Source organism: Agriterribacter sp., from assembly GCF_035444585.1.
Taxonomy (GTDB): domain Bacteria; phylum Bacteroidota; class Bacteroidia; order Chitinophagales; family Chitinophagaceae; genus Agriterribacter.
The window spans coordinates 1-13,432 of sequence record NZ_DAOMOZ010000137.1; the positions used below are offsets into that span (position 1 = coordinate 1).

Consider the following 13,432-nt stretch of genomic DNA (forward strand, 5'->3'; position numbering starts at 1 on the left):
GGTGTAAACTTTTAAAAACTTATTTAGGCACATAATTCTACTCATCTTAACTTTGCAGGGTTTTCGAAAGTGAACAATTTGATGCTGTTCACTTTTTTTATGCCGGGAAAGCCGGGGCATACCTGCAAATAAGCGGTATTGCTGCTTTCCTTTAAGAATGATTAAATAAGCCAGTTATGTTTGAGTCATTGTCCGAACGGTTAGATTCAGCCTTTAAGCAAATTAAAGGGGAAGGAAGAATTAACGAGTTGAACATCGCCAACACGGTAAAGGATATCCGCCGTGCATTGGTTGATGCTGATGTGAACTATAAAATAGCCAAAGAGTTTACCGATACGGTAAAAACCAAAGCGCTCGGTAAAAAAGTACTTACGGCGGTAAGCCCCGGCCAGTTAATGGTTAAAATTGTTAAGGATGAGCTGGCTGAGCTGATGGGAGGCTCAGAAAGTGAGTTTAATATTACCGGAAATCCTGCTGTTGTTTTGATTGCCGGATTACAGGGAAGCGGTAAAACCACGTTCAGCGGTAAGTTGGCCAATTATCTTAAGACAAAAAAAGGAAAATCTCCGCTGTTGGTTGCGGCAGATATTTATCGCCCTGCAGCCATTGACCAGTTAAAAATATTAGGAGAGCAGATCAATGTAGATGTATACAGCGAACCTGAAAATAAAGACGTTGCAGCTATTGCTCAAAATGCTATAAAAGAGGCACGGAGCAATAATAAGAATGTTGTTATTATAGATACTGCGGGGCGTTTGGCGGTAGATGAAATCATGATGCAGGAGGTAGAGGGTATTAAAAGCGCGGTAAAACCCCAGGAGATCCTTTTTGTTGTGGATTCCATGACCGGACAGGATGCAGTAAATACGGCTAAGGTTTTTAATGAAAGGCTTGACTTCACCGGGGTGGTCCTTACCAAGCTGGATGGCGATACCCGCGGCGGCGCTGCCCTGTCGATCAAGTATACGGTTAAAAAACCGATAAAATTTATCAGCAGCGGTGAAAAATTAGATACGCTGGATGTTTTTTATCCGGAAAGGATGGCACAACGTATTTTGGGAATGGGTGATATCACCACGCTGGTAGAAAAGGCGCAGGCACAGTTTGATGAAGTGCAGGCTGCCAGGCTGCAGAAAAAAATGCGGAAAAACCAGTTTGACTTCCAGGATTTTTTGGACCAGTTGCAGCAGATAAAAAAAATGGGGAATATCAAAGACCTGATGGGGATGATACCCGGTATGGGAAAGGCTGTAAAGGATATTGATGTGAGCGATGATTCTTTTAAAGGCATAGAAGCCATCATCAATTCGATGACCCCTTTTGAAAGGGCAAACCCCGATGCAATAAACCCCGGCCGCAGAGCAAGGATCGCCAAAGGGGCAGGAAAAGATCTTACAGAAGTGAGCCAGTTTATGAAACAGTTTGAACAAATGAAACAGATGATGAAAATGATGAATAAGATGCCTATGGGAAGAATGGGTTTTGGAAAACGTTGATTTTTTGTACTTTTAATTTTTATAAATAGTTTGCAAGGCTTATCTTCGCAAACCTTAAGAAAGAAACCATAATGTATCACCCATTTAAAATGTTTATTTTTTATGGCTGTTAAAATCAGACTACAACGTCACGGGAGCAAGAAGAGACCCTTCTATTTTATAGTGGTAGCCGATGCCCGTGCGCCAAGGGATGGAAAATTCATCCAGAAGATCGGCACCTACAATCCATTGGGACAACCTACCGCTGTTCAGTTAGACAGGCAAAAAGCGCTTGACTGGCTGCAAAAAGGAGCCCAGCCAACAGATACCGTTCGCCGGATTTTGTCTTACAAAGGAGTTTTGTATCTCAAACATTTGCTGCGTGGTGTAAGCCTGGGTTTATTTGATGAAGCAACTGCTATGGACAAGTTCCAGAAATGGCACGAAGAACATGAAGGCAGCATCAGGAAAAAACAGGAAGAAGCCGCTAAAGCCAGAAGGCCAAGACGACCTGTTGCACCAAGGAGAACTGAACAAAAGGAAGAAGAAGGTAACTGATTATAAAGTTTTGTTCAACTAATTAAATTGCCTTGCATATATGCAGGGCTTTTTTTTATTGCAATTTTGCAGAAAAAATCCGGTTTCAGGTAATGCCCGAATATTTTAAAATAGGAAAAGTTGTTTCAGCATTTGGATTGGAGGGCGAGATGATCCTGTTGCACGGCCTGGGAAAAAAGACCTCGCTTAAAGGCATAGCGGCCATTTTCATTGAAGAGCACAAAACCTCTTTTTTGCCCTACTTTGTTCAATCCTCACGTATAAAAAATGAAAAGGAAGTATACTTTAAACTTGAAGATGTCAATTCACGCGAAGCAGCTTTAAAAATCGTACAGAAAGAAATATGGATGGAGGAAAAGGATTTTAAAAAATTCGCTGCCAGGTCGGCGCCTATTTCTTTGCTGGGTTATCATTTGATACACAATAGTGAAGACATCGGTGAAATAAATGAAGTAATAGAACAGCCCCACCAGGTACTTTGTAAAATTATGTTTGGAGAAAAAGAAATATTAATACCGCTGCATGCGCAAACATTGCAAAGAGTGGATAATAAAAACCGGAAGGTGTTTGTTGATCTGCCGGATGGATTACTTGAAATTTACAGGAACAGTTAATCCGGGTATTAAATTTTCACATAGCCCGCATCTCCCAATAATTTAATATGCAGCTACACCGTGTTGGCTTAATAGTTGCTGTTAGATATACAGATGGTTCACAACACGATCACAAATTACACACAGGCTACAGGTACCAGGCACAATTATAACATGAGAAGCAGAAAAAAACCGGGAAGCGTGATCACCTTATTGCTGGTTATCGTTGCTATTATAATATTACACGCATTGCGTGATATCGGGAAAGATGATGATAACAGGAAACGCTCTGTTGATGCGGCATTAACGGGGGAAATTACCCGATATTAAACTTCTGCATATTTTTTTTACGATCCCCGGACCTTCATAAATAAAACCTGTCCATACCTGTACCAGATCTGCGCCGGATTGCATTTTTTCCAGAACATCCTTACCGTTAAAAATACCGCCGCTGGCTATAACAGGTACAGTATTGGCGGTTTGGTGGGTAATTTGTTGCACAATCTGTGTTGATCTTTGTTGCACCGGTTTCCCGCTTACCCCTCCTGCACCTATGGCCTCAATTGCAGATGCAGCAGTTTTTAATCCTTCTCTGCTTATGGTAGTATTGGAGGCTACTATACCATCCAGTTGAATTTCCCGGGCAAGGTCTGTCACATCATTGATCTGCTCATCGTTTAGGTCGGGTGCAATTTTCAACAGTATAGGTTTGGGATTGGGTTTTGTGTTGTTAATGTGTTGCAGGTTCAACAATATCTTCATGAGTGCGTCTTTTTCCTGCAATGCCCTTAGCCCCGGCGTATTGGGTGAGCTAACGTTCACAACAAAATAGTCAACAAAATCAAACAGAGCGGCAAAGCATATCTCATAATCTTTCCATGCCTCTTCATTGGGAGTTGATTTATTTTTTCCAATATTGCCCCCGATTATCAATGGTAAAGTATTGTTTGCCGAAGGCTGCCTGTTTTTCCATTCGCGCAATCTTTCAGCAACAACTGCCGCTCCGTCGTTATTGAACCCCATCCGGTTGACCAGCGCTTTGTCTTTGGGTAAACGGAACAGTCTCGGCTTATCGTTTCCCGCCTGTGCCTTTGGCGTAACCGTTCCTATTTCAACAAAGCCAAATCCGAGGCATTCCAGTTCCCTCAAATATTTTGCATTTTTGTCAAAACCTGCGCCCAGTCCTACCGGGTTGGAAAATGTGAGTGTAGAATGCCGGGTGCGGAGCACTGTAACCAAACGGTCGTTTTTCGGGGGAGCAAAATGCCCTTTGATAAGATTCCTCATCCATTGCATGCTGCACAAACCCTTTAATACATTCATAGAAAAATAATGAACCCACTCAGGCGGGAAGAGAAAAAGGATCCTGCGCAATAGTATATACATAGCCGGGGCGAAGTTAACAAATGCATTTATAAAAGTGCATTGCGTATTTACGGCCCTGAACAGGGCTATTGCGCCTACCGGTGCTTCCGCCGGCGACGGCAACCTGCGTGTGGTGTTGTTCCTGTCGCCCGCGTGATGGAAAGCAATGCCACAATCAGATAGGAGCCCCGGAGTACGGATATGATCTGGTAAGCGGTAGCTGGCTGTTCATAAGGTTAACCGTGGATTACACAATTACTTTGCAGATACAGAACAAACTATAATGGACATTGATCAATTGGAGCTTATTCTGCCGTAACAGTAAGGTAAATGCATTCCATCGGTGCAGTAACGATATTTTATCTATTTTTGAGTCAGTGTCGGTTTCATCCTTTAAACAATAGTTACGACTTGCCTGATTGCCCACAATATGATGAAATGAAGTTGCTGGCGGAGATTGCATCCGGCAATGAAGTGGCATTCACGAAGTTGTTCGGGATGTATATAGAGCGTTTCTATGCCGTAGCCCTTAAAATGACGCGATCGGATGAGGTTGCAAAAGATATCGTACAGGATGTGTTTATGAACATCTGGAAAAATCGTGAGCGTCTGCTGAACGTTGACCATCCTTCTTCTTATTTTTTTACCGCTGTTTACAGAAGAGTGTATTATCATTACCGGAAAACGGCTTTGGAAAGAAAATTTCTACGATCGGTACCGGCTATAGAGGCATCCGAAAATACTACCGATGAAATGATAATTGCCCACGAATGCAGTGAATGGGTATCCGAAGCAATAACCCGGCTACCGCCCAGGCAAAAACTGGTGTTCAGGCTGAGTAAAGAAGAGGGTATGAAAAGAGAAGACATCGCCCGGCAATTGAAAATATCACCCAATACGGTTAAAAACCACCTCTCCGAAGCACTTAAATTTATTCATACCTTTCTGCGTAAGTCTTCGCTGGTCTTCGTGGTAATAAATGCAATATGGGGTGGAAGGTGAAACTACAGTAAAAAAAGAGGAACCACAAAACCTGTAGCGGCAACGCCGACACTTCACCTCCGAATTCATATTCCAAAAAAAAATTGGACACCAGTAGTACAAACGGCTCCCTTGTGTATCTGCCTGATACGGGATTTAAAATTAAAACGATATGGCGCTGCCCAAAGAACGGGTTTTTTACTTATTGGAGGCTTATATTTCCGAACGATCCACTGCTGCCGAAGAGGATGAGCTGATGGCATGGATCCTTAAAGCGGGTGAAGATGCCGGGCTGAAGGACTTTGTATGGGATATCTGGAATCAGCAGCATCCTGCAAAGCAACTTTCCGATGCAGATTGTAATACGATATATGCCCGTGTTATGCAGGCATCCGGAGCTGCGCGGCCGGCTGCGAAAATAAGAAGGATAAGGATGTCCGTGATAACTGCAGCAGCAGTTGCGGCAGCGGTCGTATTGTTTACCGGATATTACGTTTATTTTTCTTCAACAAAACAGCCTGTTGTTACAGCTATATCACCGTCACAAAAAGACATTGCCCCGCCTTCAGCAAGCAAAGCAGTACTCACCTTAGCCGATGGCACCAGCATTGAAGTAGACGGTACCGCTGATGGAAAGCTCGCTATGCAGGGCAACGTAAGTATAGTCAAACGATCCAACGGGGAGATAGCTTATACAGGTAACGATACCAAAGCAGTGGGGTATAATACATTCCACGTTCCCAGGGGGAGCAAACCGTTAAACCTTATCCTCTCTGATAGCAGTAGGGTATGGCTTAATGTAGGGTCCAGCCTTACTTATCCTACGGCATTCAGCGGCAAGGAAAGACGGGTAACAATAACCGGGGAGGCTTACTTTGAAGTAGCGCATAATGCCGCAATGCCTTTCAGGGTGCAGCATGATGATGTAACGATAAGTGTTTTAGGCACTCATTTTAATGTGAATACATATGAAGATGAAGCTGCGGAGCGGATCACATTGCTGGAGGGCTCTGTTCGGGTTAATAAAAAAAATGTCTCAAAATTGTTAGTGCCGGGTCAGCAGGCAAGCATCAGCCATGGCGCAACAAATGGTATCAACGTATCGGATAAAGTGAACGTAGAAGAAGTGATGGCATGGAGGGACGGTAAGTTCCGGTTCAGCGAAAATACAGATATCGGCACCATTATGCGCCAGATATCCCGATGGTATAATGTAGATATCGAATATAAAGGGAGCATCAGTCAACGTTTCTGGGGAACCATTTCAAAGGATGTGAATGTGTCCCGGGTGTTGAAAATACTGGAGGCAACAGGTGGAGTAAAGTTCCGGGTAGAAGAAAACAGGATCGTGGTGATACCGGCTATGCCCTGACCCCGCCGGTGGTACGGCAATATTACAGTTGACACAATGCTCTATGAGTGTTTTTAAGTTAACCGCAGAAAAAACCGGGAAGTGTTTGCGCCACAACCCGGCTGAACGTTCAGGTTAACCTTATAATAGATCGCTAAAGACTACTATTACTTAACCTAAACTAAACAAAGTTATGGATTTAAAGATTCATATTTATCGCCGGCTTCCTTCACCGGAAATACCAAAATCAATACTGAGAATCATGAAGCTGACTGCAATTATATTACTAGCAGCATGCATGCAGGTACATGCAGAAGGGTATTCGCAGATAACTCTTTCCGAATACAACACACCTTTACAAAAAGTATTTCAAAAAATCCAGCGGCAAAGCGGCTATGATTTTGTATCTACCTACGAACTCATAAAAAAAGCAGGAAATGTTACCGTGAACGTACGGAACGTAACCCTTCAGCAAGCGCTTGAAGAATGTCTGAAAGGCAAACCGCTTACCTATACGATTATCGAAAAAACAGTAGTGATCCAGCCCCAAAAGCAGGATCCCGGCCCTGCAGGAGATGGGGAAGCTGTTCAGGAGATATCGGCCCCGTTGCAGGTTGATATCCATGGAAGGGTGGTTAACCAGCAAGGTGAACCTTTGCAGAATGCATCGGTGCTGATAGTGGGCACCAGGACAGGGACCATGACAAATATTGATGGACGTTTTACGCTGACTGTTCCTGATGAAGGTAGTATTGTACTTGAGATTTCCAGTGTGGGATACCAGACAAAGAGGGTGAATGCGGGTGCAGGAAAACAAGTGATTAATGTTATTATGGAAGAGGAGTCTGTTGGGATGAAAGAAGTAGTTGCCATAGGATACGGTGACCAAAGTCGCCGTTTCTTAACCAGTTCGATCGCTTCTGTTAGCCAGGAGGAACTGAACAAGGCTCCCACCACAGACATAGGAATGTTGCTCCAGGGCAAGGTTGCCGGACTGAACATTACGAAAAATGGCGACCCTCTTGCGGGTTCGGCGATTATTTTACGGGGCGCTTCCACTTTACGGGGTGGTGCTCAAAGTCCGTTGTTTGTTGTTGATGGTGTTCCCGGCGCCTCTACATCAGTAGTGCCTCCGGATGATATAGAGTCTATAGATGTGCTTAAGGATGCTGTGGCAACTGCTATTTATGGCAGCAGGGCTGCCAATGGTGTTATTATCATCACCACTAAAAAGGCAAAAGGCGGACAGCCGGTCATTTCCTATAACGGATATGTGGGCTTTGAAAAAAGATCAAACGGTTATGATATGATGAATGCTGATCAGTTGCGTGATTTTCTGGCAAAAAACAATCAGGTGCTGGACCCGAGAGACGACCTTGGCGCCAATACAAACTGGCAGGATGAAGTGATGCGTACCGGATTTTCTCATAATCACAATATTTCACTGAGCAATAACATCGGTGCCAACCTGACTTATAATGCCAGCTTTAATCGCTTTGAGGAAGAGGGGATTTTATTGAAAAGCAAGGTGCAAAAAACGATCGCCCGGATTTCCCTGCAGCAGAAGCTTCTGAATAACCGGTTGGAATTGAGCGTTACTGCTGCCAACCAGGTGTCGAAGTCGAGTAATGTTCCTTTCAGAAATATTGTTTTATCGCAGATGCTCACCTATCTTCCAACAGTGCCGGTAAGGGATGCTGACGGATCTTATTATGAAAACTTCTCCCGGGGAGGGTACATCAATCCGGTATCCGTCATTGATAATGCAACAGAAGATGCTAAAAGTTCCGTTTTTCTCGGAGTTTTTACGGCAAAAGCGAAGTTGCCTTTCGGGTTTACTTACAACCTGAGTTATTCCTATCAGGGGTCTGATTACCTGAGCGGCTCCTACTACAACCAGTATTATACGGAGCACTACCGGGATATCCGTATTGTGCCTGAGCCCGGTAGCAGTACAGGAAATTATCATTTCCTGAGTGGTGAAAACGGGGTAGCCAGTCGCAGCACTTCCAAAAACAACGACCAGTTGCTTGAAACGTACCTCGATTGGGATAAAAGGTTTAATGCGCATGAGATCAATGTAGTATTAGGATATTCCTATCAAAAAAGCATTCGTGAGAGCCTTTCGGGAACGACCACCAATTTCCCTTCCGATGAGGTGAGCTATTACAATCTGGGAATGAGTGATCCCTATGCTATTCCTACTTACCGGGCCGGTATAGGCAGCTATTATACACCGGCACTGCTTATTTCCGACTTTGCCCGGTTAAACTACAATTACAAAGGCCGCTACCTGCTTCAGGCATCTATCAGGCATGACGGAAGCAGTGTTTTCGGCAGAGATCATCAATGGGGCTGGTTCCCTGCTGCAGGTGTTGCCTGGCGCGTGATCAATGAGCCGTTTATGGAAAACCAGTCACTGTTCAGCGATCTGAAGCTAAGGCTTGGATATGGAGTTACCGGTAACTCACTGGGCATCGGTCCATACTCATCCAAAATGCTTTTCGGTCCTGTTGGCTCGTTTTATTATAACGGGCGATTGGAGAAAGCGTATGGCGCCATTCAAAATCCCAATCCGGACCTGCACTGGGAGAGAACATTTACTTCAAATATCGGACTGGACTTTTCGCTGTGGAACGGACGTTTTGAAGGCAGCCTCGATTATTACAGGAAGATCACCAAAGACATCATATACAGCTATGCGGTTGATCCCAGCCTTTACCCTGTTTCCAGTATGACGGCAAATGTGGGAGAAATGAGCAATAAAGGCGTCGAGTTGATATTGAGCGGTACGCCGGTTCAGAAAGCGAACTTTAAGTGGCAAACATCATTCAATATCTCTCATAACAGGAATGAAGTTGTTTCCCTGTCGAATGACCTTTTCCAGAAAGATAATGTATTGATGACGGAAGCTGTTGGAAACGGGCAAAGCGGCGTAACCATTCAGATACTGAAAGCCGGCATGCCGATAGGCCAGTTTTATACCTTCAAATACGCGGGAAAAAATGCAGACGGTGTTTCCCAATATTATGATCATAAAGGAGATATTACGGCTGACATGAGTGATCTGAAGGCCATAGAAGATTACTACTATTGTGGCGATGCACAGCTTAAAGCCCTGCTTGGTTGGTCGAACACATTCAAATACAAGAACTTCGATCTTAATATTTTTTTAAGATCCGTATTGGGAGCCAAAGTATTCAATGTTACCTGGGCTAATCTTAATGCACCAAACTCCGCCCGGTTACAAAATATCCCGGTACAGTTGGCATCGGCGTCAACAGGCGATTATAACTCGTCGCGTTATTCAGACCGCTGGATCGAAGATGCGTCTTATCTGCGTTTTGACAATGCAACTTTGGGATACACGCTGCCTTATATCAGCAACAGCATTAAGCGGCTAAGGATTTATATTACCGGGAATAATCTCTTCGTGATCACTCCCTACAAAGGGATTGACCCCGAAATTAACCAGGGAGGACTTGCACCGGGAGTAGATGCCAACAATTTCTATCCCAAAACCCGCGTGGTAATGTTTGGTATTAATGCATCATTTTAATCATTAACAGAATTTAAAACGATGAAAAAATTAAATAAATTAACGCTTCTTTCGGCTATCATCCTTATTGTAGCGGGCTCCTGCAGCCGTGACCTGGATGTATCTCTTAAAACAGAACTCTCGCCTGAATCTTTTCCGACGGAGCAAAAACACTTTCTTCAGTTAAGCGGCACTATTTACAGCAAGTTCAGGGAGAAATTTGCGGGGCCTTACTGGTTTATGCAATCCCTGAGCACGGATGAAGCGATCTTGCCGGCACGGGGCGGTAATTGGCTGGACGGCGGTCGTTATCAGCAGCTTCATCTGCATACCTGGAATAAAGATCATTCCAATGTTAAAGATGTGTGGGCCTGGTTGAACAGTACAATAAGCCTGTCAAATCAAGTTCTGTATTATTTTGAACCGGCTCCGGAATCTGAATTCAAGCAGAGCAGCATTGCCCAGGTACGTGTTATGAGAGCGATCTGCACTTTTCTTATGATGGATTTATGGGGGAATGTACCAGTTGTAAAAGGATTCGGCAGTGGCGATCCGGTTTATACAACTGAAAGAGCCGAAGTTTTCAAATATGTTGAGGAAGAAGTAAAAGCATCATTGCCTTATTTGCCTGTGGACGTGGAGGGTAATTACGGCATGCCGAATAAATACTGCGGGTTTGCCTTGCTGGCTAAAATGTACATCAATGCAGAAGCATATACCGGGGTGCCCAGGTGGCAGGATGCCGTAGCGGTGTGCGACAGCATTATCAGGAGTAATAAATTTGAGTTAGAATCCAACTACACCAAGATGTTTTTTCCGGATAACGGTCCTCAGGCAAAAGAATTCATCTTTGCTATTCCTTACGATAACTCCCTTACCACCGGTGATTATACCATGTATTGGGCACGTTATAATTTGCACAGGGCGATGAGAGACAAGTATAGCCTGCCTTATACCCCCAGCGGCAGCATAAGCACATTGCCGGAGTTTTATGCTTACTATAATGATCCCACCGATGTCAGGAACAATATCTGGCTGAAGGGAAAACAATATGATTATGCGGGGAATCCCATTTTGATAACGACTACCCGGAAAGGATATGATGAGGACTATACCGGAGCCGACGCCGGTGATACATATGTTTGGCAGCTCGAACTGTCGCCTGATATTATCATAAAAAATTTACCTGCGTTTGATTTAGGGAATGATGAGAAGAGCTGGGCGGAAGGTTATCGGTGTAATAAATTTTACCCCGACAGCACATCTCTGACCAGGAGCCAGGACAACGATGTGCCTTTTTTCCGGTATGCCGATATTCTCCTCACGAAGGCTGAAGCAATTGCCAGGGGCGCTTCCCCAACAGATGGACAAACTGCCCTTTCGCTGATCAATGAATTACGTACTATACGAAATGCTGCTCCTTTTACTTCCGTTGACCTGGAAGATGTTTACGAAGAGCGTTGCCGGGAAATGGCCGGGGAAACATGGCATCGCAACGATATGATCCGTTTTGGAAAATTTGAAGAGCAATGGGGCTTTAAAACCGACAGCGATCCTAACAGGAGACTTTTCCCGATACCGACCGCTGCACTTGAAATAAATCCAAATCTGAAACAAAACCCGGGGTATTGAGTGTCACCGGTGTTGAAATACAATGGCTTTATGAAACATACGTTGCTTCTTTTATTGTTGCCGATATTTGCCCCTTTTTCTTATAGCCAGACCAGCACACGGGAAATCATGATCGGGAAAAATGACAGGTATTTAAATTTTCCTGTATCCATGAAGGATGGTCTCAAAAAAGCACAGGTCCTTTTTGAGGGTAAGGTGATTGATGAGTTTACTATTCACCTGTCGGCAGGTAAACCTGATTACTGGGTATTCTTTGATGCATCTCCTTACCGGGGAAAAGCGCTTACGGTTCGGGCAGAAGGTCTAAGAAGCCAGCAAAAAGGATTTGATGACATATTTTCCGGCGGCAGTTTTCCGGGAGAAGACAGCCTGTACAAAGAAAAGCTGCGGCCGCAGGTTCATTTCACATCAAGAAGAGGATGGAACAACGATCCCAACGGGTTGGTTTTTGCCAATGGGCTGTATCATTTATTTTATCAGCATAATCCTTATGGCACCAATTGGGGGAATATGCACTGGGGGCATGCGGTCAGCAGTGATCTGCTTCACTGGAAAGAGCAACCGGGTGAGGCCTGGTACACACCAGACCATGACGACGCAGCATTCTCCGGTGCTGCAATTACAGATCCCCGGAACACTTCCGGGTTCCGGCAAAACGGCATTGATCCCATCATCGTATTTTATACCAGTACAGGGCGTGGTGAATGCATAGCGCTTAGCTACGACAATGGAAAGACCTTTAAGGAGTATGAAGGAAATCCTGTATTGAAACATAAGGGCCGCGATCCTAAAGTATTCTGGTATGCACCCGGTAAACATTGGGTAATGGCAGTATACAGCGAATCTCACACAAAAGACATGGGATCGCCGGGCCAAAAGAGAGCTGTATATGGAATAGCCATTTATACCTCGTCGGATCTGAAGAGCTGGACTTTCCAGTCTGTGCTGCCGGGTTTTTATGAATGCCCGAATCTTTTCCAGCTTCCCCTGGAAGGAGATCCTTCCACAAAAAAGTGGATCATTTACGGAGGAAGCGGAAAATACAAGGTAGGCGATTTTAACGGGAAGAAGTTTACGGTAGAGCAGGATCTTACGGATTATGATCGCGGCGGGGCTTTTTATGCTTCCCAACTGTATGAAAACATACCGGCAAAAGACGGCAGGCAGATCCAGGTCGCCTGGGCGCGGGTCTCCGCTCCGGGCATGCCCTTTAACCAGTGCATGGCTTTTCCGGTGGCATTGAAGCTAAAGAAAAAATACAACACCTATCTGCTTTGCCCTTCACCTGTTGAGGAAATAAAGACTTTACATAAAAACAGCCATGTCTATAAAGACATTGTTCTGGATCAAAATAATAGTGCTTTCGTTGCTGCGGAAAAAGGAGAGGTATTGAATATCGTTGCCGTATTTGAAAGAGGCGATAGCCGGCAATTCGGGTTGAGCATAAATGGATATGAGATTACCTATGACAACAGGAATGAGCATTTAAACAACATTACTTATCCTCAGGAAGGGGATATCCTTAAGATGGAAGTGATAGTTGATAAAACCATTGCAGAAGTTTTTATTAATGATGGAGAATTGTATTTTGTAAAGCCTCTTGACGCTGTAAACGGGAAGCAGGAGATCAAAGCTTTTGCAAAAGGACTAACAGAGAACCGCAAAACTATCCTCAAAAAGCTTGAAGTGCACGGGCTTAAATCTGTTTGGAATGAAAAAAGGATTAATGGCAAGTAAACAGGCGTTGCTTTTAACGCTCATCCTGTTTTCTATGGTGATGACAACGCGCGATGTATCCTGGGCTTAATCGGTGCAGCGGGCCGGATGAATACCGGTCAATGGAATACAGCTATAGCAGAAGCTATTATAGCTAATTTCAGAACAACCGGCAAAGAAGGCTTCCGGGGAAACAGGCTGTTGGAAGAGGATGTGCTGAAGA

10 protein-coding genes are annotated in these 13,432 nt (G+C 44.3%); 9 read left to right on the top strand and 1 reads right to left on the bottom strand.

What is annotated here, in order from left to right; genetic code table 11:
• Window positions 1-176: 176 nt before the first annotated feature.
• From ffh to PLH26_RS14335, 4 genes are all read left to right on the top strand, one after another.
• Window positions 177-1,496 carry a signal recognition particle protein gene (gene ffh / locus PLH26_RS14320; RefSeq protein WP_324586714.1) on the top strand — a complete coding sequence of 440 codons (1,320 nt, stop codon included), beginning with the start codon at window positions 177-179 and terminating at the stop codon, window positions 1,494-1,496.
• Between the two features lie 102 nt (window positions 1,497-1,598).
• A complete protein-coding gene (gene rpsP / locus PLH26_RS21805) occupies window positions 1,599-2,033 on the top strand; it encodes a 30S ribosomal protein S16 (RefSeq protein WP_324586715.1) in 435 nt (144 codons plus the stop codon).
• A 92-nt stretch (window positions 2,034-2,125) separates the two neighbouring features.
• The gene (rimM, locus tag PLH26_RS14330; protein ID WP_324586716.1) at window positions 2,126-2,647 is read left to right on the top strand and encodes a ribosome maturation factor RimM; all 522 of its coding nucleotides are present in this window, start codon (window positions 2,126-2,128) and stop codon (window positions 2,645-2,647) included.
• 153 nt (window positions 2,648-2,800) lie between these two features.
• Window positions 2,801-2,956 carry a hypothetical protein gene (locus PLH26_RS14335; RefSeq protein WP_324586717.1) on the top strand — a complete coding sequence of 52 codons (156 nt, stop codon included), beginning with the start codon at window positions 2,801-2,803 and terminating at the stop codon, window positions 2,954-2,956.
• Here PLH26_RS14335 and PLH26_RS14340 read toward each other — a convergent pair.
• Window positions 2,930-4,012, bottom strand: coding sequence for a quinone-dependent dihydroorotate dehydrogenase (locus PLH26_RS14340; protein WP_324586718.1), 1,083 nt, complete (start codon window positions 4,010-4,012; stop codon window positions 2,930-2,932). The genes PLH26_RS14335 and PLH26_RS14340 overlap by 27 nt on opposite strands.
• Window positions 4,013-4,429: 417 nt before the next feature.
• Between PLH26_RS14340 and PLH26_RS14345 the strand changes: the two genes are divergently transcribed.
• The 5 genes from PLH26_RS14345 (at window position 4,430) to PLH26_RS14365 (ending at window position 13,230) form a co-directional block, all read left to right on the top strand.
• A complete protein-coding gene (locus PLH26_RS14345; RefSeq protein WP_324586719.1) occupies window positions 4,430-4,993 on the top strand; it encodes an RNA polymerase sigma-70 factor in 564 nt (187 codons plus the stop codon).
• A gap of 151 nt (window positions 4,994-5,144) precedes the next feature.
• Window positions 5,145-6,344: a FecR family protein gene (locus PLH26_RS14350; protein WP_324586720.1), complete on the top strand. Its 1,200-nt coding sequence runs from the start codon at window positions 5,145-5,147 to the stop codon at window positions 6,342-6,344.
• Window positions 6,345-6,585: 241 nt separating this feature from the next.
• Window positions 6,586-9,882: a TonB-dependent receptor gene (locus tag PLH26_RS14355; protein WP_324586721.1), complete on the top strand. Its 3,297-nt coding sequence runs from the start codon at window positions 6,586-6,588 to the stop codon at window positions 9,880-9,882.
• A 21-nt stretch (window positions 9,883-9,903) separates the two neighbouring features.
• Window positions 9,904-11,493 carry a RagB/SusD family nutrient uptake outer membrane protein gene (locus PLH26_RS14360; protein ID WP_324586722.1) on the top strand — a complete coding sequence of 530 codons (1,590 nt, stop codon included), beginning with the start codon at window positions 9,904-9,906 and terminating at the stop codon, window positions 11,491-11,493.
• Between the two features lie 30 nt (window positions 11,494-11,523).
• On the top strand, window positions 11,524-13,230 hold the full coding sequence (locus PLH26_RS14365; protein ID WP_324586723.1) for a glycoside hydrolase family 32 protein: 1,707 nt from the start codon (window positions 11,524-11,526) through the stop codon (window positions 13,228-13,230).
• The last annotated feature ends 202 nt before the right edge of the window (window positions 13,231-13,432 follow it).